This is a genomic window from Nocardia vinacea NBRC 16497 (assembly GCF_000308835.1).
Taxonomy (GTDB): domain Bacteria; phylum Actinomycetota; class Actinomycetes; order Mycobacteriales; family Mycobacteriaceae; genus Nocardia; species Nocardia vinacea.
In genome coordinates, this window is sequence record NZ_BAGN01000002.1 from 1 (window position 1) to 24,156 (window position 24,156).

Genomic DNA, 24,156 nt, shown 5'->3' on the forward strand with positions numbered 1-24,156 from the left:
CAACGCTGGCCGGTGGTGTCCTCGGCGCGGGCCGCCTCGTGTTCAGTATCGTCAGCGGCACGGTGATCGTCGCGGTGCTGACCGGATATTTCATGGCTAATTTCGCGCAGGTTCGCGCTTCGATCTATCGGCTGTTTCCGCGCTCGCGCCGACCGCGGGCGATCCTGATCGGCGATGAGATCTTCGTGAAGGTCGGCGGCTACATCCTCGGGAATTTGGTCATCTCGGTGATAACGGCGGTGTTGACCTTCATTTGGCTGCTGATCTTCGACGTGCCCTACCCGCTGTTGCTGGCCGTGCTGGTCGCTGTCCTCGACTTGATCCCGGTGGTGGGTTCCACTCTGGCCGGGATCATCGTGGCCCTGGTCGCGCTCACCGTATCCCTGCCCGTCACGGTGGCCACCATCAGCTTCTTCATCGTCCTGCGGTTGTTCGAGGACTACGTGCTGGTGCCCAGAATCATCGGCAGAACGGTGCGGGTGCCGGCGATCGTGACGGTGGTGTCGGTTCTGCTCGGTGGCGCGTTGCTCGGGATCGTCGGTGCCCTGCTCGCCATCCCCGTCGCTGCCGCGGTGCTGCTGATCATCAGTGAAACGGTGTTGCCGTCCCTGGACGAACGCTAGCCAGAGATACGGGCTCCGCTCGCCGACTGGATCGAATCGGCAAACTGCCCCGTGATAGCCATTTATTCGCTAGGATTCCGCTCATTCCGGTGGATCGGTAGGCCTCAGGTGATAGGTGCTGTTACATAGCCGCCGTTGTCTGTACACCGGACAGGGGTTCCGGGCTGGATGCCGGCTCCCTTGTTGCTGTGCTATCACCCATCAGCCTGGCAAAGGGAGCCAGTATGGAGCGGTCCGATGCAACGGTCCCCGCGTTCGAACTCCTCTCGTACATTTACGCCGCGGGCTTCGCCTCGGTGGCCGATTTCATCGCGACGCTACGTGTTGACCCATTGGCCGATACGACCCAGCTACAACCTCTCGCTCCGGCGCCTTCTCGCCCCGGACGGCATCGCAAGTAAGGCTGGCGCCGTCGAACACGTGATGCTCGGTTAGCAGGGCGGTCCTGCGATGAGCCGAGGTTGACGTCGGGTCGAGACCGATCTCTCGCGACACTCGGATCACCGCAGATCAGCGCGTGTTGGTCGAAACCGAGTGGGTATGCGCCCAGTGTGGCCGAGTGGTTTCCACTCGACCGAACGGAGCAGCGCGAGGAGGTTGTCGTGACCAGTGACATGCAGCATGCCAAGCGCCCGGTCAGCGCGATGCTGGCCGGCCCGTATGGACATCCGTTCCACCCGATCCTCGTTACCGTGCCGATCGGGGCATGGGTGGCGAGTGTGGTATTCGATATCGCTTCACATGTTGCGGGCGACCCGCAGTCTCTCGCCCGTGGTGCGGCATGGCTCATCGCGGTCGGTGTGCTCGGCGCGCTGGTCGCGGCCGTGGTCGGTCTGCTGGATCTGCTCGCGATCCCGACCGGCACCTCGGCATTTCGCACGGGCCTTGTCCACATGAGCCTGAATCTGATCGTGACGGTCGCCTTCGCCGTCGACTTCTGGTGGCGGCAGTCCGGTAGTGGGCCGGATGGCGCCGTGCCGATGGGCCAGTTGGTGCTGTCGATCATCGCCCTCGCCGTGCTGGGCGTCTCGGGTTATCTCGGCGGCAAGCTCGCCTACCACTACGGCGTGCGGGTGGCCGATGAGACCACTCAGGCCTCCGGGTACCGGCACTGAGTCCGTATCAGGGCTCGGGTCGTCGGTGCTTGCGATGGCTGGTGTCGCACAACGGGTAGTTCGACGAACGGCGGCACAGACACAGCGCGACGACGACTCGGTCGGAGTGAATGGTCCGTCCGTCCGGGGTGACGAATTCGACCGGCCCTTCGATGAGGGCCGGGCCATCGGTCGTGAGCCGAATCCGTCGGGGTTCACGGTCGGGGTTTGTCGGCACGGATCACCACCAGATCTTCTCGGTTCTGGCCGGGCTCGATCACTCCGGTCGAGATCAGCCACGGGGTCAACTCACACATGATGGGACCGAACGGCACCGATGAGCGCGCCACGATGGCGGCCTTTAGTCCGCCGTTCCGCAGCTGGGTGAGGGTCGTATCCGGATGACACAGACCCGAATGCACGGTCAGCGCGACGCCGCCCGGTTCGAGTAGGTGCGGTATCACCGCGCAGAGCCGGTCCAGGATGGCTCGTCCCTTTTCTCCCGCGTTCCAGGCCCTGGCACCGCCGCGATCCGGGGCACTTCGAGGGGCGGGCACGTAGGGCGGGTTGGCGAGGACGAGATCGAAGCGGTCGGTTCCGAGTATCGCCTCGAAGTCGCCGTGCAGGGCTCGGATGGTCAGGCCGTGTATCCGACAGTTCAACCAGGCGGTGGCCACCGCGCGGCGGGAAACGTCTACCGCGGTGACGGTGCGGGCACCATGGTGGGCAGCGGCGACGGCGAGTGCCCCGGTGCCGGTGCAGATATCCAGTACGCGACCGCCGCGCGGGATGCCCGCCTGCGAAAGTGCGTGCATGAGCAACCGCGTGTCGTGCTGAGGTCGATAGACGCCGGGAGCGCGGACCAACATCATATTCTCTGGGTGATCCGTTCGGACCGCCCTAAACATCGGCACCGGGCAGCAAGGAGCTGCGTCCGGCGTGCCAGGCGTCGAAGATGTGGTCGGCGAAGCGGTCCTCCAACAGATTTGTGGCCTGAATGCCGAGGACCATGGACTCCGCCAGCTCGGGCTCATGCGCGATCAGGTCACCGATTACATCTGTGCGCATCAACTGTTCGTGTACCGCATCGGCTTCCACGTGTTCCTGGTAGAACCGCACGCAGGCCGGGTCCGCGTCGAGTCGCCGCAGGGCGTCGACCAGGCGTGACGACGCCGGTGACGAGCCGATTTCGACAGTCGCGAAATGTCCGACGAGCGCACCGCGCAGCGACCGGTGCAGGCCGAACAGCGACATCATGTTCACGAGGGAAAGCATCGGTTCCGGGACGGCGTCGAGGTAATGCAGATATTCGGCGTCGAGGCCCGCGCCCGCCATGAGCTCGGCGAAAAGTCGCGCGTGGATGCGTTCACCGCGGCCGCCGCCGAATTCGTCGAATTCCACCGCGACGAAAGCAGCTTTGGCCTGTCCGCGCAGGCGCGGGATCACCCAGGCGTAGGGGTCGGCCTCTTTATGGTGATAGATCGACCTGTGCACGAAATACTCGCGCATATGCCACCATTGGCCCTCGTCTCGGAGGAACCGGGACGGACCGGCGGATTCGATCGGTGTCACCAGGAGTTCGTCGAGCTCCGATTCGAGATCATCGCCTCCGGATACCTCCGCGCGCATAGCGTCCAGGAATACGGTCTCCATGGCGGCTCGCATGGTCAGCAATCCGGGATCCCATTCCCATTCCGGGTCCACCGCGGCGAATCCGTGATAGTGCAGCTCGTAGCAGGTGTGCAGAGCAAGCTGCAGATCCTCGCTGTACGGATCGAGCGATCGGGTCTCCGGCACCGGTTTGCCGGGTATTCCGCGCAACAGCCCGACCACCGCCTCGGACAGGGTGCCGCGCGGGCGTGGCAGGGGGCGAGGTCGGATATCCGTGGTGACCGTCATACCTCCTCATACTCCCCGCGACCTCATGCGATATCCAACAATGTCGGTGGTGACGACAGTGCTCGGCGAGCCGCCATGCTGTTACCCGCAGGAATAGCCGATCCCGCGTAGGCAAATGCCGTAGGGAACCGGCGATGACTCGTAGCCCGCTGTGAATGCGGCAGAAAATCGAATGACAGCTTGTTCGGGCGGTCTTTAGTATCGGTCGGGTGCACCGATTGCTCCTGATTGTCCCGCCGCCGACCTCCTGAGCGAGGTGTAGGACCGCGCGTCCTATCTGGCAGGTGAGTTCGGTTGTGCACCTCGCTTCCGCGACCCCAATCCATTTCTGTCGCAGGAGCGCGAATGTCCACTGCTATATCCACGGTCAGCCGATTCGGGTTGTTCTGCCTTGTCGGCGCCGGACTGTCGGCGGGGACCGGCGGTCTACTCGGCATCCTGCTGCTTCGTGCGACCGGTCTTTCGCCGGTATCGGTCGCCGCCTGTCGGCTCGCCGTCGGCGGGCTGTTGCTGATCGCGCTGCTGACCGTGACGCGGCGGCCGTTGCCGCGGAACACCTCGGCCTGGCGCAGGATCGGTGTGGTCGCGGTCCTTGTCGCGATCATTCAGGCGAGCTACTTCGGTGCGGTCGCGGCCTCGTCGGTGAGCCTGGCGACGCTGATCACCCTCGGAATGTCACCGGTGGTCGTCTCGCTGCTGGAACATCTGACCGGCAGGCGGATCCTGGATCGTCGGCGCGCGGCGACGATCGGAATCGCGGTGTCGGGGGTGATCCTGTTGGTCGGCGCGCCTGCCGATGACGGGATATTCGCCGGTGCCGCAATGGCATTGGTATCCGCCTGCGCCTTCGCGACCCTCACTCTGATCAGCGCCCGTCCGGTGCCCGGCCTCGACGTGATCACCACAACAGGTTTCGCCGTCACCGGCGGTGCGGTGCTGCTGACGCCGCTCGCGGCGATATCCGGACTCACCTTCCACCCGACGCCACACAGCGTTGTCCTGGTAATCGTGTTCGGATTGATATCCACCGCAGTGGCATACACGCTGTACCTGCGCGGTCTCTCCGAAGTCGGTGCGGGCACAGCTGCGGTGCTCGCCCTCCTCGAACCGCTGACCAGCGCGATCTTGGCCGCCGCAATCCTCGGTGAACGGCTGACCCCGACCGGTCTGGTCGGCGCGGCCTTACTGACCACCGCGCTCGTCCACACCAGCCTGCAGTCCAGGTTGTAACGCTCAGCGGTCGCGGGCCGGCGCGCGGAGCTCGACGGTGCTGTTGGCGAGGAGGGTCGCGAGTCGGTGCCAGCGGCGGTGGCGGTGGCGGAACATCAGGTGGACGAAGATGCGGGTCGGGGCGCCGCGCAGGCCGGAGTCGATTTCGATTTCGTCGGTGTAGCGGCAGCTGGATTCGGTGATCGGCTCGAAGGTGAGGCGGTGGTTCCAGGTGCGGACGGGCCCGCCCCATTCGTTGGTGTAGATCTCGCGGGCATCGAGTCGCACCAGACGCAGGTGATGGCGCCAGGAGGGGATGATGCCGAACCACCAGAGGCGGGCGGAACCCTCGGCGCCCGGTTCGACGTGGTCCGGGATTTGCAGTTGTGGCACCGAAAGGATCGGTGCCACAACGTAGGCGAACAACTCCGGCGTCCGTGCCAGTGCGCATGCCACCTCGGCGTCGATCGGCAGCTCGGTAGTTAGGGTTACCTTACTCATAGGTGAATGATGGTCCTCGGCGGCGCTGCTCGCAATAGCCTTCACACAGCCGCGGCATCGGCGATCTCGTCACTGGTGGCGAGCCATACGCCTGGATGGTTCGCCACATAATCCAAGGCCTGCTCCAGATATTTGATGCGGAAGGCCTGGCCGATGACGAAGGGGTGCAGTGCGAGGGCCATGACGCGGCCGGACTCCTCATATAGCCGGTCCAACTGATCCTTGACGATCTGCACGAAATCCGCACCACGCAAACCGGTTCCGAGAAACAGGCCGATGTCGTTGAGTTCGACCGAGTACGGAACGCTCAGCACCCCGGGCACATTGAGCCGATACGGCTGATCGTCATTGGTCCAGTCCAGGACATAGTCGAGGCCGAGTTCGGCGAGCAGTTCCGGGGTGTGGAAGGTCTCGGTGAGCGCGGGCCCCATCCAGCCGCGCGGGCGGCGGCCGGTCGCACGCTCGATGGTTTCGACGATATCGGTGAGGTAGGAGCGTTCGTCGTCGATCGACATATCGGCCTGGAAGATCGAGTTGTTCTTGCCGTGCGCCAACCAGGTCCAGTTCCGCTTCCGCCCGGCGGCGATGATCTGCGGATTATGGTGTGCGACATCGGAGTTGAGCAGGGCGCTGGCGCGGATACCGTACTTGTCCAGCACCTGCATCACCCGCCAGATGCCGACCCGGGGACCGTAGTCGCGCCAGCCGTAGTTCAGCGGATCCGGGGTGAGCGCGGCGGTGCCGGGGAAGATGCTGGTCGAGGGCCGGTCCACCTGGTAGTGCTCGATATTGAGCCCGACGTAGAACGCGACGCGGGCACCGTCGGGCCACCGAATGGGTGCGCGGTCGACGATCGGGCTGTAGTCGAAGAGTGCGTTGTCCATGCGGCATATGCTCGAACCATCACATACGTGTGAAGGTCAAATACGAGGTGGAATTCTATGCGGATCGGAGAACTGTCGGAGCGCACCGGCACCTCGCGGCGGCTGCTGCGCTACTACGAGGAACAGGGCCTCATCGTCGCCGACCGCTGCGCCAATGGCTATCGCAGTTACGACGACCGTTTCGTCGACCGGGTCCTACAGATCCGCGGCCTACTCGACGCGGGCTTGCCGACCCGCATCATCAAGCAGATCCTGCCCTGCCTGGACAAGCCGCGCACCATCTACTTCCCGGACGCGACCGCGGAAATGCTGGCCATCCTGGAACGTGAACGTGACCGCATGTCCGACCGCATCCGCTGCCTGTCCCGCAACCGCGACGCCATCGCCGAATACCTGGAGGCGGTCCGCGCGAACGCTGCCTCCTGACCTCGGTTCCGCCAGAACCTGTTGACTCCTAATGAGAACCTGTTCTAATTTTTGGCATGCGTAGATTTGACGGCCGCCGTGTATTGGTCACCGGAGCAGGATCGGGTATCGGGCAGGGGATCGCCCTGCGGCTGCTCGATGAGGGGGCGACATTGGTCGCCGCCGATATCGATGCGGCGGGTCTGGAGAGCACCGCGGCCAAGGCGGGTGATGCGACCGAGCGGCTGCGCACCGTGCAGGTGAATATCGCCGATATCGAGTCGGTGCGCGCCGCGACGGGCGAAGCGGTCGAATTCCTCGGCGGACTGGATGTGCTGGTGAACGCGGCGGGCATTCTGCGGCCCGCGCGGACCGAGGAAATGCCGCTCGAGGTGTGGAACCAGGTGATCGGGGTCAATCTCACCGGGACCTTCCTGATGACCCAGAGTGCGCTGCCCGCGCTGTTGGAGTCCGGCCACGGCGTCGTCGTGAACCTCTCCTCGACCGCGGCCTTCAGCGCCGCGCCCTATCTGGCGTCGTATGCGGCGTCGAAGGGCGGCGTCAATGCCTTCACGCACGCGATCGCGCTGGAATACGCCAAGCAGGGGCTGCGGGCGGTGAATATCGTGCCCGCGGGCATCACCAGTGGGATCACCACCAAGTCCATCCTCGATCAGCCGGAGGGCTTCGATCCGAAGCTGTTCTCGCGCCTGACCGGCTGGCTCAACGGCGGTGCGCTCGGCAGTCCGGAGGATATCGCCGGCGTGGTCGCCATGGTCGCCTCCGATGACGGTCGCTATATGACCGGCACGGAGATCCGCATCGACGGCGGCGCACTGATGTAGTCAGGCGGGTCGGGCGACGAGCAGGTGATGCGGAATCGGCGGATTGGCCAGTTGCTCATGGTCGACGGTGCAGCCCGCGCCTTCCAGCGCGGCGATCACCTCGGCCACCGGCCGCAGCGTGAAACCGTATGCGGTGAACGGCATTTTCGCCATCGCGTCCGGATCGCCGATACCGACGACGAGGCTGCCACCTGGACGCACGACGCGCACGAGTTCGGCAAACGCGGCGGCCAGATCCGGCACGAAGTAGACGGTGTTGACGGTGATGGCGGCATCGAGTGCGTCATCGGCCAGCGGCAGATCGGTCATCGAGCCTGGCGCGAGTTGCATTCGGCCCGTACGGATTTCCTCGGCAAACTTCGACTTCGCCCTGGTCAACATGTCCGGCGAGATCTCGAAACCGTGCACCGTCCCGTTCGTGCCGACCCGTTCGAGCAGTATTGAAAGGCCTGCGCCGCCGCCGAATCCGATATCCGCGACCGTCGCGTTCGCCGCGATCCCGGCCGCATCGATAGCGCCGGCGATGGCGCGCTTATTACCGCGATTGAGTATGAAGGCGAAGCCCTTGCCGAGCGTTCCGTGCGGATTGCCGAGTTGGCCGGCAATCGTGGACAGCACGCGGGTCCGGATTCCGTTCATAGCGGCCATAGTATCGGCCGACATTCCGAATCGGACACGGCAAGACATACCGGATGGACTGCTGATTTCGTATGAACATGGGTAACTCGTCGGGTACGTCCAGGACTCGACTCACACGCAACCGCCGGTCGGCGACGGTACCGGCATGGCTCTCGACGATCGGCAAAAGGTGCTGGGAGGCGGGGGAGCAAGCTGACCCGATGCGATCACCGCTGGTACTCCTTGCCGCCGCCGTCCTGGCGTTCGCGCCGATCGGTACTGCCGGGGCGGCGGGATCGTGGGGTCCGCTGGCACCGCCGAATCCGTACCTCGGGCCGCTCGGCACCGCGACCATGCACGGTGATGCCGGATCGTCGGATGCGACGCCGCTGGCCGGGCCTGGCACCGGTGGGATTTCGGTGGCCGGGTATCCGCTGGCTTCGGCATGTCCGACCCTGCTGCAAGGGTCGGACAATCTGATCGTCGCGCTGTGCACACCCGTGATCGGCCAGACTCCGACCATCCATCTGCTCGATGCGTCCTTCGTCGGTCCGGTGGGCACTCCGCTGGCTTCGCTGGAGATCGCGAAGGGAAGTCTGCTCGGCGGTGTCTATGCCTATCTGGACAATGCCGACCGCCTGGTCATCGTGGACGGTAACCGCACGCTGCTCCGCGTCGGCCACTCGCGTGACGCGGCGGGCAAATGGCGGCTGTCGATCGATTCGTCCACCGATCTCAGCTCCGTAATTCCGGTGGGCGACAACGTGACCGGGCTGGTACCGGACTGGTCCGGCAATGTCTGGTTCGCCACCGGTAAGAGTCTCGTCGGTCTGGTGACGCCTGCGGGTGCTGCGGCCACCGTTGCGCTGCCCGCGGGTGAGTCGGTGGCCAACAGCATTTCGTCGGCACCGAGCGGTCGGGTCGCGGTGGCCACCACGCACGCGCTGTACGAGTTGCGCGCCGACGCTACCGGGCGACCGGAGGTGCTGTGGCGCGCGGCCTACGACCGCGGATCGGCGCGCAAGCCCGGCCAACTCAGCTGGGGTACCGGCTCCACCCCGACCTACTTCGGGCCCACCTCCGGCGCGGAATATCTGACCATCGTCGACAATGCCGACGGACAGGTCAACGCACTGGTCTTCCGTTCCGGCACTGGGCAATTGGTGTGCTCGCAGCCGGTGCTCACCCGTGGTGGTGCAGGCAGCGAGAACTCGCCGATCGGTATCGGCCGGTCCCTGTTCGTCGCCAGCACCTACGGCTACCCGTACCCCACGGTCCCCGAGGGCGCGGGCCAGGCCGTTCCGGCCGCCGCACCGTTCGTCGGCGGGATGACCAGGGTCGATGTCGACGACACCGGCTGCCATACGGTGTGGGAGAACACTATTCGCAGCGCGGCTGTTCCGCATCTGTCCACCGCCGACGGCGCCATCTACACCGTGACGCGCGTCGGACTCGATATCACCACCCCGCTCGACGGCTACGCGTTCACCGTCGTGAATCCCGATACCGGCGCGGTGATTTCGCATAGGCCGCTGGCGGGAACCATCGTCGACGACCCGCTGCAGACCTCACCGCTGATCACGCACGACCGCAAGATCCTGCAGGGCACGATCACCGGAATCCTGCGCGTCAGCTGAAGTCGGGAGCATTCGGTCCGGTGGCCAAACCCCGTTCGACCACCGCGAGGGCCCGGTGGATCGCGTTATCCCTGGCCGCATCGTCGAGGTCGTCGAGTACGCCGTCGATGATCAGTGAGGCCATACCGTGCACCGTTGACCAGGCGGCGTATTCGGCGTCCGGTCGGTCCGCAGGGTCGAGGAAGCCGACGTCGACGAGTTCGTCCAAGAGCCCGGCCAGCAGATCGAAGGCGGGCGATGGCATTTGGTCGCCGCAGAACGCGGTGCGGAACAGGCCGGGTTCGCGCAGCGCGAAGGTGATGTAGCCCCGACCCACCGCGCCCAGTCGGGTGATCGCATCCGCTCGCGGCGCCAAGCTCGCCATCGTCTCGGCCATTGCGCCGAACAGGGTGTGCTGAGCCTGTTCCTGTGCCGCGTTCAGCAACTCCTCGTGATTGGTGAAGTGCCGATAGGCCGCGGTCGGAGTGACGCCGACATGCCGGGCGGCCGCGCGTACGGTCACCGCCTCCGGCCCACCGGTTTCGGCGAGTTCGGCGGCGGCGCGCACCAGGGCATTGCGCAGGTCGCCGTGGTGATACGGGCCGTCGCGGGTGGCGCGCTTCGTTGCTGTTTCCGAATCCGTCATCGCATCGATGTTGACACCCGCACACATGCCGTGGCAAGTTAACACCCATAAAGTTTACGCATGACAACATGCCCGATCGGAGACCCGATATGTTCGAAACACTCGGCAGATTCGTTGTCCACCGCGCCCGCTGGATCCTGGTCGTCGGCGTGCTCGCCCTCATTGCGGGCGGTGTGGTCGGCGCGACGGCCTTCAGCAAGATGCAGCCCGGTGGCCAGCAGGATCCCAATGCCCAATCCAGTGCCGCGCTGACCCGATTGGCCGATGAATTCGGCGCCGATACCGACTACGTCTTCCTGATCGAGGCGAAACAGGAGACAGTCGACGGCACCGAGGTCGCCACCATCGGCCGCGATCTGGCCCGGCGGCTCGCGGCCGACCAGCGCCTGACCAATGTCGTCTCGTATTGGGATACCGGATCACCGGCCATGCGCTCAGCGGACGGGACCGCGGCCGTCGTCCTGGCGGGCAATGTCGATAAGGACGCCACCGATAAGGAGAAGTCCGCCGCCGCTATCGTCGAGACCTACCGCGCCGACGGCCCGGTCGCGCAGATCAAGGTAGGCGGCGGCACCGCGATTTTCCACTCGATCACCAAGCAGATCGGCAAGGATCTCGGCCTCGCGGAAGCCGTTGCGGTGCCGCTGATTCTGGCGTTGCTGGTGCTGGCCTTCGGCAATGTGGTCGCCGCGCTGCTCACCATGGTGGTCGGCGGGATCGCCATCCTCGGCACCTTCACCGAACTCTCGATCCTCGGGTCCGTGACCGATGTGTCGATCTACGCGGTGAATCTGACCACCGGACTCGGACTCGGGCTCGCGGTGGATTACGGGCTGCTGATGGTGAGCCGCTTCCGCGAACGCCGCGCGGTCGGCGCCGAACCCGACGATGCGGTGATCGCGGCCGTATCGACGGCCGGGCGCACCATCGCCTTCAGTGCGGCCACCGTCGTGGCGGCCCTGTCCGCGCTGGTGATCTTCCCGCAGTACTTCCTGCGGTCCTTCGCCTACGGCGGCATCGGCGTGGTCGCCATCTCCGCCATTGCCGCGGTGGTCGTATTGCCCGCGCTGCTCGCGGTGCTCGGCGCGCGGACCGATGCGTGGCGGGTGCCCGGTGTCCGTGGGATTCGCGGTGACGCAACGCCGTTCTGGGCCGCAGTGGCCGGATTCGCGATGCGTCGGCCGCTGCTGGCGGGTGTGCCGGTGGTGGCGGTGCTGCTGCTCGCCGCCGCGCCGCTGTTGCACGTCCAGTTCGGTACACCCGACGATCGGGTGCTGCCGACGAGCACCGAGGTGCGTCAGGTCGGTGACGCGATGCGGGACGATTTCGGCGGCGGCGATGTCAATGCGCTGTCGGTCATCACCGAAACCGGCGTTGCCGCAGCGCCGCTCGCGGATTACGCGCGCACCCTGTCCAGGGTCGAGCACGTCACCCAGGTCGATTCGAGTGCGGGCACTTTCGTCCACGGCCAGCTGAGGGCGAGTACATCCGCCGATGCCCGGTTCGCCCGCCCGGACGCGCAGCGCCTGACCGTACTCACCGATCTGGACCGCAATTCGTCCGCCGCCCGCGATCTGGTCGATCGCGTGCGTGAGGTGCCCGGTCCGGCCGGTGCCAATGCGCTGGTCGGCGGCCAGGTGGCCGAACTGCGCGACAGTCTCGCCTCGATCGGTGCGAAACTGCCGATCGCCATCGCGTGGATCGTCGTGACCACCTTCGTACTGCTGTTCCTGTTCACCGGCAGCATCGTGCAGCCGCTGCGCGCACTGCTGTCGAATGTGCTGAGTTTGGCCGCCACGCTCGGGCTGATGGTGTTCGTCTTCCAGCAGGAGCACCTGTCCGGACTGATCGGATTCACCCCTGCGCCACTGGATGTTTCGATGTTGCTGCTGCTGTTCTGCATCACCTTCGGACTGTCGATGGACTACGAGGTCTTCGTGATCAGCCGGATCAAGGAACTGCAAGATCGCGGTGCGTCCACGAAGGAAGCGGTTATCGAGGGATTGGCCCGCACCGGCCGCTTGGTGACCACCGCGGCGGCGCTGATTTCGATCAGCTTTCTCGCCTTCACCAGCAGTGACGTGCGGTTCATCCAGTTCTTCGGACTCGGCGCGGGGTTGGCGATTCTGATCGACGCGACGCTGGTGCGCGGCGTGTTGGTGCCGGTCGCGATGCGACTACTCGGTAGGGCGGCTTGGTACGCGCCGAAGTCGTTGCGATTGGCGTACGGGCGGTTCGGTCTGGCCGAAGCCTGAGACGTACGTCACGCGGCCCCGCATACATAGATGCGGGGCCGCGTTCTGCTGTCGCACTGTCGATTTCGCCCGATTCGGCCAGGTCGAGCGAGGAAGGTGGCAGAGATCACAGAGCCGGTTATGGTTGCGGCCGTGGTGCTGACCGCGGTCCGATTCGATACTCCAGCGACCGCATTTGCGCAACTGGTTAATCATGATCTTGACCGGATGTAAGTCCACCTCGGAGGGTTACGACTAGGTGTAGATCACGTTTATAACGCAGTAAACAAACCTGAAGTTTCTTTTACCGCATCCAACTGTCAGCAACGCCAATTATCGGCAGTGAATGCGCAGGTCCGAGCGGTAATCAGTAACCATTGAGGACTCTATGTTAACAATGCGGCTAATCGCTCGAAGAATGTTTGTCTGCGACCTGTGGTTTCTGGATCGTGATCTGGGATCACATGCCGAACGTTGGTTCCGAGGTCTGGTGTCGGCTGCCCGAATGGGCGCCGAAAGTTTGCTGGACTACTGAAAAACGAGGTGCCCACCTGGGTTTGCTGGGGTGCTGCTTTATACGCCTGACCTCGGCGGGGAGGGTTGCATCGGGATAACGATTGTGTAGAGTTGACGGTAACGCTGGCCGCAGCTGAGCTGGACTCGCTGCGGCCAGCGGAACTCAATTGGGGGACTTCGAAACTCGTTCGTTACGTAGCGTTGCTACCGATTGCCCGGACCCATTTTACTCACCGTGTGCTCGGCGTTGTCTGCCAGCGCTTCGCGGAATCCTCTTCAGCGCCACCGAATCCCAGTGCCGCCGCGGCTCGGGCGTCCTGTTCGAGTGCGGCCCGGCGACCCACCACGAAGACGTAGCCGAGAAACAGTGCCTCCGCGATGAATCCGATGCCGACCTTCACCGGCACAGGCATCGAACTCGGTGTCACAAAACCCTCCAGCAGCCCGCAGACCAGCAGCACCGCGACCAGACCGAGCGCGACCGTTGCGGTGGCCCGGCCCTGGCGCGCGACCGCCTCCAGCCGACTCGACCGTCCCGGATCGATCAGCGTCCAGCCCAGCTTCAGGCCGACCCCGCCGGCCACGAAGACCGCGGTCAGCTCGAGTGTGCCGTGCGGCAGGATGAATCCGAAGAACGAATCGAGCCGACCGGCATCGGCCATCAACCCGCCGGTCACCGCCGTATTGAGCGCGTTTCCGAACAGCAGGTACACCGCGGGCAGGATCAGCACCCCGGTGAACAGCACCATCGCGGTCACCCAGGCGTTATTGGTCCACACCTGCGCGGCGAACGCGTCGTGCGGATGTTCGGAGTAGTAGGTCTCGAATTCGCCGCCGGGTGCGGTGAGCCAGTCGTTGCGATCGGAGATGCCGAACAGATCGCGCGCCGAACCGGAACCGGCGATCCAGACGGCCAGACCGGTGGAGACGATGACGAAGACCGCTGCCACCGCGACCCACCACGGCCACGCCCGATACAGCGTCGCGGGGAATCGGTGGGTGAAGAACCGGCCGACCTGGCTCCACGCGTCGCCCTTGGTGCCGAGCACCCGGCCACGCGCCTTGGTCAGCAGTGCGCTGAGTCCGGCGATGAGTTCCGGATCCGGACTGTGCGATTGCAGCCGCGCCAGCTGCTGTGAGGTGCGCCGGTACAGCGCGACCAGCTCGTCGGCTTCCGCGCCGCTCAGCTTGCGCCGACCGGCCAGATAGGCCAGTCGATCCCATGCCCCCCGCTGTGCGTAGCTGTACGCATCTACGTCCATTGGTTGCCTCCCATACCGCCGGTCGGAAGAATGCTATCGACATGGCTGAATTCACCACCGGCGAAGCGGTCGCACTCGAGCTGCCGATCGCCCGGATCCCGACCAGGGCCACCGCGTTCCTCTTGGACGTGCTGGTGCAATTCATGCTGGGCAGCATGCTGATGCTCGGCCTCAGCGCGGCGCTGCTCTACTTCGGCGCCGACTCCGCGTGGTACAGCGCGGCGGCCATCACCACGATCGTCGGAACGCTGGTCGGCTATCCGGTGGTCTGCGAAACCCTCATGCGCGGCCGAACCGTCGGCAAGCTCGCGCTCGGGCTCCGGGTGGTGCGCGGCGACGGCGGGCCGATCGACTTCCGCCACGCCCTGACCCGCGGTCTGGCGGGTGTGATCGTCGACTTCTGGATGTTGGGCGCATTCGGTGCGGTCGGGGTGATCACCTCGATGTGCTCGCCGAATGCGCGCCGGGTCGGCGATGTTCTCGCCGGCACCGTTGTCGTGCACAGCCAGCGCCGCGTGCCCTTCCCGCTGCTGGCCGTCGCGCCGCCTTGGCTCGTCGCCTGGTCCGGACAGTTGGACCTGTCCGGCATCACCGAGGATCTCGCACTCGCGGTACGCCAGTACCTGTCCCGCATCAACACCCTCAGCCCCGCCGCCCAAGCGAACCTCGGCCACACCCTGCTCCTCGCCGTCTGTGACCGCCTGCAGATCCCGGTACCCGCCGGGTATCCACCCGTACAGATCCTCGGCGCGGTCATCGCAGAACGCCAACGCCGCACCCTCGCCCCGATCATCACCCCGATGGTGATGGCGGGCCCGCGTCCGATGCCGATCGCCCGGGCGAGCTGAGCGTCATCGAATCTTCCTCGGCAATATGGTCATGATGCCAAGGCCGCATCGGGCCCGCCGCCGAGCGATCTCGGAGTCACATAGTGCCGGACTGTTTGAGCTCCAGGTATTCGTCGGCCAACGCTTCGGGGAGGCGCTCCGGTGCGGCCGCGACGACGTCGATGCCCATGCGGCGCAGGGATTCCTGGACCAGGGCGCGTTCGGCGATGAGGGATTCGGCGGCGGCAGCGGGGTAGAGGTCGGCGAGGGTGTCGCGTTTGGTGGCTGCCGCGGCCACGTCGGGATCGGTGACCGAGACGATCAGGACGCGGTGGCGTTGTGCGAGGGTAGGCAGGACCGGTAGCAGATTCTCTTCGACGGCCGCCCCGTCCAGACTGGTGAACCAGACCACCAGGCTGCGCCGGCGGGCGCGTTGGATGGCGGCGCGGACCAGGCCCGCGCTGTCGGTATCGACCAGTGCGGGGGTGACGCCCGCCATGGCGTGCATGAGTTTCAGTTGCAGGCGGCGGCCGCCCACACCGCGGACCTCGGTGCGGACCTGCCGGTCATAGGCGAGCAGATCCACCGAATCGCCTGCGGCCGCGGCCAATCCGCCGAGCAAGAGGGCGGCCTCGATGCTCGCGTCCAGCCGGGTGCCCGTACCGACGCGGCCCGCGCTGATGCGGCCGGTGTCGAGCACCATCAGCATGTGCCGGTTGCGTTCCGGACGCCAAGTGCGCACCAGCACATCGGTGGCGCGAGCAGTGGCACGCCAATCGATGGCCCGCACATCGTCACCCGCGACATACTCGCGGAAGGAATCGAATTCGGTGCCCTGACCGCGCATATTCGCGACATTGCGGCCCTCGAGATGCTGCAGCCGTTTGACTTTCGAGCGCAGCAGCCGTTCACTGCGGAATTCCGGCAGCGCACGGACCCGCGCGGGCACGGCGTGGCGACTCTGCCATCCGGCCATACCGAGCAGGCCGAACAATCGCACCGTCACCGGACCGGCGACCCGATCGCCGCGGTAGGTGGGTGTCAACGTGGTTTGTACTCGCATGCGGGTGTTGGGCGGCAGATCCAGTCGGTGCGTGCGGGTTTCGGCGCGAGCGCTGCCGGGCCAGTCGTCCCACAGCCGCCCGCGCACGGTCCTGGTTCCGTTGTTCACCACGCCGAGTTCCGCCTCGGCGCTGCGGCCGAGCCGGATCACGGTCAACGATTCCCTGGTCAGCGTTAGGTCGCGCGCTCGCGCCACCGTGCCGAGGTCGAAAAGTACAAGGGCGGCAAGCACGCTCGTCATGAGGACGACACCGAGCCACGACGGCATGACGAAGCAGACGAACAGCGCGAGTACCGCCGCCGTCAGGGCGAGCCGACCGGTAACGACCACGAGCTACACCGGAACCGGAACCGAAAGAAGCAGTGACGACATGACGCCCTCGGTCGTCACACCGTCCAACTCCGCCTCGGGGCGCAGATGCAGCCGATGCCGAAGTACCGCGACCGCAACCGATTTCACATCGTCGGGGGTCACGAACCCACGACCGTTCAGCCAGGCGAACGCGCGCGAGGCCGCCATCAGCGCGGTCGCGCCGCGGGTGGACGCGCCGTGCTGGACCGCCGGGGAGTTGCGGGTGGCCCGGCAGATATCCACCGTGTAGGCGAGCACCTCCGGACTGATGGTGACCCGGGTGATCGCCGCCCGCGCCGCGGCGATATGCGCCGGACCCGCGACCGGACGCAGACCGGCGGCGGTCAGATCGCGCGGATCGAAGCCGCCCGCATGCCGCTGCAGAATGCGGAATTCGTCATCGCGCCCGGGCAATTGGATATCGACCTTGAACAGGAACCGGTCCAGCTGCGCCTCCGGCAGCGGATAGGTGCCCTCCTGCTCGATCGGGTTCTGGGTGGCGACCACGACGAACGGGTCCGGCAGCGGCTGCGGCTTGCCGTCCACCGAAACCTGACGCTCCTCCATCGACTCCAGCAGCGCCGATTGGGTTTTCGGTGGCGTGCGGTTGATCTCGTCGGCGAGCAGCAGATTGGTGAAGACCGGGCCGTGCCGGAAGGTGAATTCGGTGGTGTGCGGATCGTAGATCTGCGAACCGGTCACATCGCCCGGCATCAGGTCCGGGGTGAACTGGACCCTGGCGTGCTCCAGATCCAGGGCCGTTGCGAGCGCACGGACCAGCAGCGTCTTCGCCACGCCGGGAACGCCTTCCAGCAGCACATGGCCGCGGCAGAGGAGGGCGAGCACCAGGTACATGATGGCGGTGTCGTTGCCGATCACCGCCTTGCCGATCTCGGCACGCAGTGCGGCGAATGCGGCGCCTGCCTCCTCGGCGGTCGGGGTGTGGTTGGTGTCCGTGCTGGTCATCCGACCTCCGCCTCTATCCATTCGAGTTGTGTGGCAACGAGTTGCAGGGTGCTCGCATCGGGCACCGGCCCGTACAGTGCGGCGCCGACCATGGCCGGATCGGCCCGGGTACGCGCGGCGACGGTCGCGACCAGCCGGTCCGGCGTGACATCGGTGCCGACGCCGAGCATCGGGCGGATGCGGCGCAGGGTGGCGGCGCGCAGCCGGGCCGCGACATGTTCGTGGTCCTTCGACCGGCGATAGAGCGCCGCCTGGCCACCGAGCAGTTCGTTCGCGGCCACTTCCACGGGTCGCGGTTCGCCGACCAGCGCACCGCGACGACGCGCCCGCCACCACACCAGCACCGCCGCGGCGATGAGGAATTGCAGGCCGCCGAAGGCGACCGGTGCGGGCAGCCTGCCGAAGATGGAATCCCGGCCCGCACCGAAGCCGGAGTCGCGGTTGTCATCCGGATGCTGCTCGGGCGGTTTGGGCGGCGGAATATCCGGCGGTGTCGGCTTATGCGGCGCGGGCGCGGCACACGAATTCAACACCGCGTACAGCAGCACGACCAGTGCGATGGCGGCGAGCAGCGCGGCCCAGAATTTCGGATTGCGCAGCAGCTCCGGTAGCGGCGGAAGTCGTCTGCGGGTCTTGGTCTTCTCGGTGATCGTCGCTTCGACTGGTTCCGGTGCGGGCGGTGGGGCACTGCGCGAGTAGCGGTCGGCATATTCGAGGCGGCGGTACTCGTCCTCGGTGGCGCGGCGGCCGCCGTACACGACCTCGTCGAAACTGTGTGCGGCCGGATGTAATTCGCTCGCATCCTCGAGCGGCAGCGCGGTCGTCGCGTCGTCGGCGGTTTCCCGCGCGGTCCGCGAGCGGCGGACCTCCAGCATGCCGCGCTGTTCCAGGCCGCGTAGTACCGCGCGGAACCGCTCGCGTAGCGCGGTGTCGAAATCCCGGTGCAGTGCGGCGTTTTCGGCGGCGTCGCGGTGGGTGTCCGCGGGTCCGAGTCGTGGTGGTGGCGGTGGCGTGGGTTCTGTCATCGTTTATCCGTTCCGGGGACCCGGATATCGAGTCCTTCGCGGCGGCACCGGCGATCCACATACGAGACCACCCGCGTCGCCGACTCGACCACTTCACCGAAGGCGATGATCAACAGCGCGGACGTCGACAGCAGGACGATGACCTGCCAGCGATGAGTGCCGGTGAAATCCGAGAGGTACCACGGAATACCGAGCAGCGGCACGGCGACGAGGACGACCAGCGCACGGCAGGCGAACCACAATCCGGTTATCGACGACTGCGCGCCCTGGACGAGCAGTTTCGAGCGCGCGACCGCACCGGCGTGCGTGGTCCGTTCGACGAAGATCACCGGCACCGCGACGAACCGTCCGGCGCGCAGATAGCCGAGCCAGATCAGCGCGAACGGATAGGTGATGATCAGCAGGCTGCCGACGATCAGCACGCCGATTCCGACCAGCGTGAACAGCATGTGGAAGGCCAACAGCGGAACGGCCACCGCACCCACCCGGCCCAGCGCCGTGCGCCAGCCGATCGGCGATCCGGCGACGGTCGCGAGTCCGAGCGCGATCGTCATCCCGCGCAACAGGAACCGCAGCAACCAGGCGGCGGCGGCCGTCGACAGGATCGCCGCCCACGCGGTACCCGCGTCGGAGCCGTCGGTCAGATAGGAAATCCCGCCCGTAATCGCGACGACCAGCAGTTCGGCGAGGACGAGTCCGATCGCGGTCGTGCCCGCCAGCACGACGACATTCGCCTGGATCAGCGCGAACGGCTCGTCGAGCAGTTCGCGAAAGCTCAGTGGGCGGATCGGCACCGTCGTTCCAGGGGAGGTTGGCACCGGATCGTTCCCCGCCCCGACGGCACCGGCCGACTCGGCGGCTGGTAACACGCGGCCGAGTCTAGCCGTCGGCGACCCGCCAGGCGGGGCGCAACATACGGATGGTGCGTCTGCTCAGCGCTCGAGTAGTCGTTCCACGACTTTCCGGTATCGCGCCGGGTCGACCGGTGGGAGGCCGAGCAGCGCGCGCAGATAGACGCCGTCGCCGACCAAACGGATGATGTCGGCCCGCACCGGATCGTCGATGTCCTTGTCCAGGCCGTCCGACCAGCCGTCCATCATGTCCGACAGCGCCTGCTGCACCTCGTCGGTTTCCGGGCCGGAGTTGGCGTCGATGGTGCGCATGGCCGCGACCATCGAACGGTAGAGCGTCAATTCGAGCGCGTCCGAGGCATTGTTCGGATTCGGGGTCTGCAGATACCACTCGGCCACTGATGTGCCCTTGGCGACGGCGTCGCCGAGTTGTTGTTCGGCGCGTTCGCTCAGTCGGCGCACCAGGCCGGCGAGCAGGGCGTCCTTGCTTTTGAAGTGGTACAGCAGGCCGCCCTTGGAGACCCCGGCGGTCGCCGCGACATTCTCCAGGGTCACCTGGGACATGCCTTTTTCCAGTAGCAGGGTCTCGAGTGCGTCCAGGATCCGGTCGCGGGTGTTCGCGGTCACTCCGGTCACTATACCGGCTGGACGGTAAGGTCGAGTTACTGTACCGTCTGGACGGTAATAAGACCGAACGATGGAAGTCGAGAAGGCGATGACCACACAGATCGAAAAGGACACCGGGTTCGTGCCGCCGCGCGCCACGGCGCGCGATTGGGCCGGACTGGTGGTGCTGGCCTTGGCCCTACTGCTGCTCGCCGTCGACGCGACCGTGCTCGACCTCGCGGTGCCTGCGATCAGCGCGGAACTGGCACCGACCACGCCGCAGCTGCTGTGGATCATCGACGTGTACTCGTTCGTGCTGGCCGGACTGCTCGTCGTGATGGGCAATCTGGGTGACCGGATCGGGCGGCGCAGGTTACTGCTGATCGGCGCCGTCGGATTCGGTCTCGCCTCGGTGCTCGCCGCCTGGTCGGTCAATCCGGAGATGCTCATCGCCGCACGGGTATTGCAGGGTGTCGCAGGTGCGACCCTGATGCCCGCGACATTGGGTCTGATCCGTTCGATGTTCCTGGATCCGCGACAGCGCACCGTCGCCATCTCGGTCTGGGCCGCGATGGCCGGTGGCGGTGCGGCGGCCGGTCCGCTGCTCGGCGGCTGGCTGCTCGAGCATTACTGGTGGGGTTCGGTATTCCTGGTGAATCTGCCGGTGATGCTGGTACTGCTCGCGGTGGGCCCGGTGCTCATTCCGGAATCCCGCGACCCGAAGCCCGGTCGCTTCGATCTGGCGAGCGCGGTGCTGTCCATGCTGGCCCTGGTGCCGGTGGTGTATGCGGTCAAGGAGGTGGCGGCGCACGGTATGAGCTTGCGGCTCTTGGTGATCGGCGCGATCGGCGTGATCGCCGGTGTGCTGTTCGTGCGCAGGCAGCGCGGTCTCGCGCATCCGATGCTCGATCTGAAGCTGTTCGCATTGCCGAGGTTCCGCACCGCGGTGCTCACCAATCTGCTCGCGGTATTCGCGCTGGCCGGTGTGCTGTTCTCCGGTTCGCAGTATCTGCAGTTGGTGCTCGGGCATTCGCCGATGCAGGCCGGACTGCTCTTGCTGCCCGGTCTCGCGGCCAGCGTATTCGCTTCGCTGGCGGCGGCGTGGTTGGTTCGAGTGCTGCGTCCCGGACTGGTGCTCGGTGGTGCGCTGGTGCTCGCCGCGATCGGTGCGGCGCTGTTCCTGTGGCTGAGCCCGGATACGGCGACCAGTACGGTGCCGTTCATCCTCGGGTTCCTGTTCATCGGGGCGGGTGTCGGTGTGGCACTGACGGTTTCGTCTGATCTGGTGGTGAGTTCGGCTCCGGCCGAGCGGGCCGGTGCGGCCGCGGCTGTTTCGGAGACCGCCTACGAGGCCGGCATCGCACTCGGTGTCGCCGTGCTCGGCAGCGTGACCATGGCAGTGTTCCGTGCTGGGCTCGACCTGTCCCAGGTGCCGAGCGCGCAGACCGGTGCGGCCTCGGAATCTCTCGGCGGTGCCACCGAATTCGCTCGTCAGCTGCCGCAGTCGGTGGCCGATGGATTTCTGACCTCGGTGCACGAGGCGTTCGTCTCGGGCGTTCATATGGCCGCCATCGGTACCGCGGTGGTGCTTTTGATCGCCGCCGTGGTCGCCTTCCGGCTGCGGACGGCTCGTGCGTAACGGCATATCGCGGTGCGGATTTCGTCCCTGTTCCGTATCCGGCGTTCACGTTGCCGCGATCGGCACGGCCGTGGTGTTGCCGATTGCCGCGGTGGTCGCGTTTCGGTGCGGTCGGCTCGCGCCGATCCGGACGGGTTGGTCGGCGGACGGGGTCTTCGTCAGCGCCGCCATCGGTACCGCCGTGGTGCCTTGATTGCCGCCCTACGCCTGCGAACGGCGCAAGCGTAAGGGCATACCGCGGTGCGGACTTCGCGCCCTGTTCCGTATCCGGAGCGGGGGCGAAGTCATATGGAAAGCCAACCGGTCTGTATGAGATCGGTGCTTACAGGCGTGCGGTCGCGTCGCGTTGTCTCGGAATTACCGTTCTGACCTGGTGCTTCAGCGGTTCGCCGGGATGGCTGTCCAGTTCCGGACAGTTGTATGGTTCCGTGCTCATGCCCGGTATCGGGTAATGGGTGCGGATACGGGTATGTAGTGCCGACCGGCTAATCCGGTTGCGGCCGTCCCAATCCGGTCGGTTCGACTCGGCCGCGGAGCGTGACGGACTCGCCGAGCTGCCAGTGCATTGCCTCGGACGGATCGGCGGCGGCGATGGTGGACGCCGAGGTGAGCAGACGACCGGGGTCGGTTTTGGCGAGTTCGCAGAGGCGGGCCGCCTCGTTGACCGCATCGCCGATGACGGTGAATTCGTAGCGTTGGTGCGCACCGACATTGCCCGCGACCACTCGGCCCGCGGCAACGCCGATGGCCGCCGTGAAATCGGAGGCCTTGGCGGTCAAGCGGTTTCGGATGGCGCGGGCACAAGACAGGGCCGTGCCCGCCGCGTCGTCGAGCGGAGCCGGTGTGCCGAAGACGGCGAGTGCGGCGTCGCCCTCGAACTTGTTGAGCAGGCCGCCGCACCGTTCGACCTCGTCGACCACGATCTCGAAGAAGCTGTTCAGGATGGCGACGATTTCGGTGGCGGGACGGGTGGCGGTCATGGTCGTCGAGCCGATGATGTCGATGAACAGCACCGCCGCCTCGCGCTCCACACCGCCGAGATTCGGCTCGCGCTCGAGCGCCGCCTCCGCCACCTCGTGGCCGACATGTCTGCCGAACAGATCCCTGATCTGTTCGCGCTCACGCAGTCCCGCCACCATGCGATTGAATCCGCTTTGCAGCTCACCCAATTCGGTGCCGTCGTACACCGTGACCGCGACATCGAGATCGCCGTCCTCCACCCGACGCAGCGCGCGCCGCACACCTCGAATGGGTGCGACCGTCGCCGAAAGCGTCTGCGCCATCAGCAATAGACCGAAGCAGAGCCCGGCCCCGCCGAGCGCCAGCATGCACACCGCCAGCCGCGCCGTGCTGATGTTGTCCATGGTCAGCGCCATGATGGCGAGCACCATGGAGCCTGCGACCGGCACCGCGGAGCCGAGCGTCCAGGCAAGAATCGACCGGCCGAAGACACCGATCCCGCGCCGCCGCCGTGAGGCCGCCGCCTCGAGTACCCGTGCGGTCGAGGGTCGCAGCGCGAACTCGATGATCAGATAACTGTTGGCGGACACCACGATTGCGCTGATCCCGATGCCGAAGACGACTTTCGGAATCAGCGCCGGATCCGACAGTCCGTACAGCGTGGTCAGCAGGGCCATCCCGCCCAGCCACAGCACCGCTTGGCACCGCACGAGCAGCATCGGCACCCGCGTGGCGGCGATCTGTTCCGCCTCGTTCGGCACCTGATCCGGATCGATGGCCCAGCGCAACGCACGCAGCCCGCGCGTCGTGCCCCACCACATCCCGATCAGCAGCGCCAGCACCCCATACAGCGGTGTAGCAACGAAATTGAGCAGTACCAGCCGCCTGGTGAATATTGTCGGCCCGGGCAATACGAAGCCGATCAAGGCGATCGAGACGGTAATCCCGGTGACATTCGCAATCAACAACGGCACCGTCAACAGCAATTGAACCCGAATCCGCCGCTTCCCCGCCGACTCCGCCGTCGACCCGAGCAGCCGCGACCCCCACGGGGCGGTCCCCGCATCCGGCACGGTCCGCACATCACTGTCGGGCATGCGTTGCAGACTATGCGCCACTGTGGTGCCAACGGCAGCCAGCGCCACACATCGCTTCGACGATGTCCGGTACCTCACCCGCACCCGCCGACAATGCCGCGACGCACCAGATATAGCCACCGTGCAGCCCACATCCTGCGGCCGCCGGTCCGTTGGCGAGCGGCAGTTCCCGCTGCGTGACTTCTGCCAGCAGCAGGGCACCACACCGTGCGTCGAACAATGCCGGGTGAACCAGATGTGGCATTGCGACCGATCGAAGGGTCTCGTGCCTCGGACGGCGCCATCTGTCAGGCCGCACGAATCGGCCGATAAACCGTGGCGTCAGTTGGCGGCGGTAGTCCCGCAGGGAGTGGAGTGACTGCGCCTAGCAGTGGGCAGCACATCGTGCGCGTCGAACAATGCGGGTGAACCAGATGTGG

25 protein-coding genes are annotated in these 24,156 nt (G+C 66.1%); 9 read left to right on the forward strand and 16 right to left on the reverse strand.

What is annotated here, in order from left to right:
• A partial coding sequence (locus ON44_RS00085; RefSeq protein ID WP_040685673.1) for an AI-2E family transporter occupies nucleotides 1-623 on the forward strand: 623 nt, incomplete at its 5' end.
• Nucleotides 624-1,225: 602 nt separating this feature from the next.
• The gene (locus ON44_RS00090; protein ID WP_245566944.1) at nucleotides 1,226-1,738 is read left to right on the forward strand and encodes a DUF2231 domain-containing protein; all 513 of its coding nucleotides are present in this window, start codon (nucleotides 1,226-1,228) and stop codon (nucleotides 1,736-1,738) included.
• 7 nt (nucleotides 1,739-1,745) lie between these two features.
• On the opposite strand, the gene ON44_RS00095 is transcribed toward ON44_RS00090, so the two are convergent.
• Genes ON44_RS00095 through ON44_RS00105 form a run of 3 tightly spaced genes read right to left on the reverse strand, consistent with a single transcriptional unit; the run spans nucleotide 1,746 to nucleotide 3,616 of the window.
• Nucleotides 1,746-1,955 (reverse strand): CDGSH iron-sulfur domain-containing protein, encoded by a 210-nt coding sequence (locus ON44_RS00095; protein WP_040685674.1) that lies wholly within the window; start codon nucleotides 1,953-1,955, stop codon nucleotides 1,746-1,748.
• Nucleotides 1,933-2,586, reverse strand: coding sequence for a HemK2/MTQ2 family protein methyltransferase (locus ON44_RS00100; protein WP_218007495.1), 654 nt, complete (start codon nucleotides 2,584-2,586; stop codon nucleotides 1,933-1,935). Before ON44_RS00100 ends, ON44_RS00095 begins: the two co-directional genes overlap by 23 nt.
• A gap of 31 nt (nucleotides 2,587-2,617) precedes the next feature.
• A complete protein-coding gene (locus ON44_RS00105) occupies nucleotides 2,618-3,616 on the reverse strand; it encodes an iron-containing redox enzyme family protein (RefSeq protein ID WP_040685676.1) in 999 nt (332 codons plus the stop codon).
• 345 nt (nucleotides 3,617-3,961) lie between these two features.
• Between ON44_RS00105 and ON44_RS00110 the strand changes: the two genes are divergently transcribed.
• Nucleotides 3,962-4,846, forward strand: coding sequence for a DMT family transporter (locus tag ON44_RS00110; protein ID WP_040685677.1), 885 nt, complete (start codon nucleotides 3,962-3,964; stop codon nucleotides 4,844-4,846).
• A 3-nt stretch (nucleotides 4,847-4,849) separates the two neighbouring features.
• Here ON44_RS00110 and ON44_RS00115 read toward each other — a convergent pair whose 3' ends face one another.
• Both ON44_RS00115 and ON44_RS00120 read right to left on the reverse strand, forming a co-directional pair.
• Nucleotides 4,850-5,326, reverse strand: a complete 477-nt coding sequence (locus ON44_RS00115; RefSeq protein WP_040685678.1) for an Rv1443c family protein — start codon at nucleotides 5,324-5,326, stop codon at nucleotides 4,850-4,852.
• Between the two features lie 41 nt (nucleotides 5,327-5,367).
• Nucleotides 5,368-6,210 carry a polysaccharide deacetylase family protein gene (locus tag ON44_RS00120; protein WP_040685679.1) on the reverse strand — a complete coding sequence of 281 codons (843 nt, stop codon included), beginning with the start codon at nucleotides 6,208-6,210 and terminating at the stop codon, nucleotides 5,368-5,370.
• A 57-nt stretch (nucleotides 6,211-6,267) separates the two neighbouring features.
• Between ON44_RS00120 and ON44_RS00125 the strand changes: the two genes are divergently transcribed.
• Both ON44_RS00125 and ON44_RS00130 read left to right on the forward strand, forming a co-directional pair.
• Nucleotides 6,268-6,636 (forward strand): MerR family transcriptional regulator, encoded by a 369-nt coding sequence (locus tag ON44_RS00125; protein ID WP_040685680.1) that lies wholly within the window; start codon nucleotides 6,268-6,270, stop codon nucleotides 6,634-6,636.
• 56 nt (nucleotides 6,637-6,692) lie between these two features.
• Nucleotides 6,693-7,460 carry an SDR family NAD(P)-dependent oxidoreductase gene (locus tag ON44_RS00130; RefSeq protein ID WP_040685681.1) on the forward strand — a complete coding sequence of 256 codons (768 nt, stop codon included), beginning with the start codon at nucleotides 6,693-6,695 and terminating at the stop codon, nucleotides 7,458-7,460.
• Here the strand turns inward: ON44_RS00130 and ON44_RS00135 are convergent, their stop codons facing one another.
• On the reverse strand, nucleotides 7,461-8,099 hold the full coding sequence (locus tag ON44_RS00135) for a class I SAM-dependent methyltransferase (protein WP_040685682.1): 639 nt from the start codon (nucleotides 8,097-8,099) through the stop codon (nucleotides 7,461-7,463).
• 200 nt (nucleotides 8,100-8,299) lie between these two features.
• Between ON44_RS00135 and ON44_RS00140 the strand changes: the two genes are divergently transcribed.
• The gene (locus ON44_RS00140) at nucleotides 8,300-9,715 is read left to right on the forward strand and encodes a hypothetical protein (RefSeq protein ID WP_040685683.1); all 1,416 of its coding nucleotides are present in this window, start codon (nucleotides 8,300-8,302) and stop codon (nucleotides 9,713-9,715) included.
• Here the strand turns inward: ON44_RS00140 and ON44_RS00145 are convergent.
• Nucleotides 9,708-10,340, reverse strand: coding sequence for a TetR/AcrR family transcriptional regulator (locus tag ON44_RS00145; protein ID WP_040685684.1), 633 nt, complete (start codon nucleotides 10,338-10,340; stop codon nucleotides 9,708-9,710). The genes ON44_RS00140 and ON44_RS00145 overlap by 8 nt on opposite strands.
• Nucleotides 10,341-10,429: 89 nt before the next feature.
• Between ON44_RS00145 and ON44_RS00150 the strand changes: the two genes are divergently transcribed.
• Nucleotides 10,430-12,595, forward strand: coding sequence for an MMPL family transporter (locus ON44_RS00150; RefSeq protein ID WP_040685685.1), 2,166 nt, complete (start codon nucleotides 10,430-10,432; stop codon nucleotides 12,593-12,595).
• 725 nt (nucleotides 12,596-13,320) lie between these two features.
• Here ON44_RS00150 and ON44_RS00155 read toward each other — a convergent pair.
• The gene (locus ON44_RS00155; RefSeq protein ID WP_083897548.1) at nucleotides 13,321-14,352 is read right to left on the reverse strand and encodes a stage II sporulation protein M; all 1,032 of its coding nucleotides are present in this window, start codon (nucleotides 14,350-14,352) and stop codon (nucleotides 13,321-13,323) included.
• A 41-nt stretch (nucleotides 14,353-14,393) separates the two neighbouring features.
• Between ON44_RS00155 and ON44_RS00160 the strand changes: the two genes are divergently transcribed.
• Complete coding sequence (locus tag ON44_RS00160) at nucleotides 14,394-15,200, forward strand: RDD family protein (RefSeq protein WP_040685686.1); 807 nt, start codon at nucleotides 14,394-14,396, stop codon at nucleotides 15,198-15,200.
• A gap of 76 nt (nucleotides 15,201-15,276) precedes the next feature.
• Here ON44_RS00160 and ON44_RS00165 read toward each other — a convergent pair whose 3' ends face one another.
• The 5 genes from ON44_RS00165 to ON44_RS00185 form a co-directional block, all read right to left on the reverse strand.
• Nucleotides 15,277-16,572 (reverse strand): DUF58 domain-containing protein, encoded by a 1,296-nt coding sequence (locus tag ON44_RS00165; protein WP_040685687.1) that lies wholly within the window; start codon nucleotides 16,570-16,572, stop codon nucleotides 15,277-15,279.
• Between the two features lie 3 nt (nucleotides 16,573-16,575).
• Nucleotides 16,576-17,559: an AAA family ATPase gene (locus ON44_RS00170; protein ID WP_040685688.1), complete on the reverse strand. Its 984-nt coding sequence runs from the start codon at nucleotides 17,557-17,559 to the stop codon at nucleotides 16,576-16,578.
• The gene (locus ON44_RS00175) at nucleotides 17,556-18,584 is read right to left on the reverse strand and encodes a DUF4129 domain-containing protein (RefSeq protein WP_040685689.1); all 1,029 of its coding nucleotides are present in this window, start codon (nucleotides 18,582-18,584) and stop codon (nucleotides 17,556-17,558) included. Before ON44_RS00175 ends, ON44_RS00170 begins: the two co-directional genes overlap by 4 nt.
• Nucleotides 18,581-19,453, reverse strand: coding sequence for a hypothetical protein (locus ON44_RS00180; RefSeq protein WP_245566945.1), 873 nt, complete (start codon nucleotides 19,451-19,453; stop codon nucleotides 18,581-18,583). The genes ON44_RS00175 and ON44_RS00180 overlap by 4 nt, the downstream gene beginning before the upstream one ends.
• Nucleotides 19,454-19,516: 63 nt before the next feature.
• Complete coding sequence (locus ON44_RS00185; protein WP_040685694.1) at nucleotides 19,517-20,062, reverse strand: TetR/AcrR family transcriptional regulator; 546 nt, start codon at nucleotides 20,060-20,062, stop codon at nucleotides 19,517-19,519.
• A gap of 88 nt (nucleotides 20,063-20,150) precedes the next feature.
• Between ON44_RS00185 and ON44_RS00190 the strand changes: the two genes are divergently transcribed.
• The gene (locus tag ON44_RS00190) at nucleotides 20,151-21,680 is read left to right on the forward strand and encodes an MFS transporter (RefSeq protein ID WP_051181196.1); all 1,530 of its coding nucleotides are present in this window, start codon (nucleotides 20,151-20,153) and stop codon (nucleotides 21,678-21,680) included.
• A 45-nt stretch (nucleotides 21,681-21,725) separates the two neighbouring features.
• On the opposite strand, the gene ON44_RS53345 is transcribed toward ON44_RS00190, so the two are convergent.
• The 3 genes from ON44_RS53345 to ON44_RS00200 all read right to left on the reverse strand — a co-directional run bounded on the left by ON44_RS53345 (nucleotide 21,726) and on the right by ON44_RS00200 (nucleotide 23,981).
• Nucleotides 21,726-21,851, reverse strand: coding sequence for a hypothetical protein (locus tag ON44_RS53345; RefSeq protein WP_281004995.1), 126 nt, complete (start codon nucleotides 21,849-21,851; stop codon nucleotides 21,726-21,728).
• A gap of 314 nt (nucleotides 21,852-22,165) precedes the next feature.
• Nucleotides 22,166-23,737, reverse strand: coding sequence for an adenylate/guanylate cyclase domain-containing protein (locus ON44_RS00195; protein WP_051181198.1), 1,572 nt, complete (start codon nucleotides 23,735-23,737; stop codon nucleotides 22,166-22,168).
• 10 nt (nucleotides 23,738-23,747) lie between these two features.
• On the reverse strand, nucleotides 23,748-23,981 hold the full coding sequence (locus tag ON44_RS00200) for a hypothetical protein (RefSeq protein WP_040685690.1): 234 nt from the start codon (nucleotides 23,979-23,981) through the stop codon (nucleotides 23,748-23,750).
• Nucleotides 23,982-24,156 lie beyond the last annotated feature (175 nt).

What these genes read in the sequence shown, in the direction of transcription:
- ON44_RS00100 (WP_218007495.1), bottom strand. Translation starts at nt 2,586, where the DNA reads ATGTTGGTCCGCGCTCCCGGCGTCTATCGACCTCAGCACGACACGCGG.
- ON44_RS00105 (WP_040685676.1), bottom strand. Translation starts at nt 3,616, where the DNA reads ATGACGGTCACCACGGATATCCGACCTCGCCCCCTGCCACGCCCGCGC.
- ON44_RS00110 (WP_040685677.1), top strand. Translation starts at nt 3,962, where the DNA reads ATGTCCACTGCTATATCCACGGTCAGCCGATTCGGGTTGTTCTGCCTT.
- ON44_RS00115 (WP_040685678.1), bottom strand. Translation starts at nt 5,326, where the DNA reads ATGAGTAAGGTAACCCTAACTACCGAGCTGCCGATCGACGCCGAGGTG.
- ON44_RS00120 (WP_040685679.1), bottom strand. Translation starts at nt 6,210, where the DNA reads ATGGACAACGCACTCTTCGACTACAGCCCGATCGTCGACCGCGCACCC.
- ON44_RS00125 (WP_040685680.1), top strand. Translation starts at nt 6,268, where the DNA reads ATGCGGATCGGAGAACTGTCGGAGCGCACCGGCACCTCGCGGCGGCTG.
- ON44_RS00130 (WP_040685681.1), top strand. Translation starts at nt 6,693, where the DNA reads ATGCGTAGATTTGACGGCCGCCGTGTATTGGTCACCGGAGCAGGATCG.
- ON44_RS00135 (WP_040685682.1), bottom strand. Translation starts at nt 8,099, where the DNA reads ATGAACGGAATCCGGACCCGCGTGCTGTCCACGATTGCCGGCCAACTC.
- ON44_RS00140 (WP_040685683.1), top strand. Translation starts at nt 8,300, where the DNA reads ATGCGATCACCGCTGGTACTCCTTGCCGCCGCCGTCCTGGCGTTCGCG.
- ON44_RS00145 (WP_040685684.1), bottom strand. Translation starts at nt 10,340, where the DNA reads ATGACGGATTCGGAAACAGCAACGAAGCGCGCCACCCGCGACGGCCCG.
- ON44_RS00150 (WP_040685685.1), top strand. Translation starts at nt 10,430, where the DNA reads ATGTTCGAAACACTCGGCAGATTCGTTGTCCACCGCGCCCGCTGGATC.
- ON44_RS00155 (WP_083897548.1), bottom strand. Translation starts at nt 14,352, where the DNA reads ATGGACGTAGATGCGTACAGCTACGCACAGCGGGGGGCATGGGATCGA.
- ON44_RS00160 (WP_040685686.1), top strand. Translation starts at nt 14,394, where the DNA reads ATGGCTGAATTCACCACCGGCGAAGCGGTCGCACTCGAGCTGCCGATC.
- ON44_RS00170 (WP_040685688.1), bottom strand. Translation starts at nt 17,559, where the DNA reads ATGACCAGCACGGACACCAACCACACCCCGACCGCCGAGGAGGCAGGC.
- ON44_RS00175 (WP_040685689.1), bottom strand. Translation starts at nt 18,584, where the DNA reads ATGACAGAACCCACGCCACCGCCACCACCACGACTCGGACCCGCGGAC.
- ON44_RS00190 (WP_051181196.1), top strand. Translation starts at nt 20,151, where the DNA reads ATGACCACACAGATCGAAAAGGACACCGGGTTCGTGCCGCCGCGCGCC.
- ON44_RS53345 (WP_281004995.1), bottom strand. Translation starts at nt 21,851, where the DNA reads ATGGCGGCGCTGACGAAGACCCCGTCCGCCGACCAACCCGTCCGGATC.
- ON44_RS00195 (WP_051181198.1), bottom strand. Translation starts at nt 23,737, where the DNA reads ATGCCCGACAGTGATGTGCGGACCGTGCCGGATGCGGGGACCGCCCCG.
- ON44_RS00200 (WP_040685690.1), bottom strand. Translation starts at nt 23,981, where the DNA reads ATGCCACATCTGGTTCACCCGGCATTGTTCGACGCACGGTGTGGTGCC.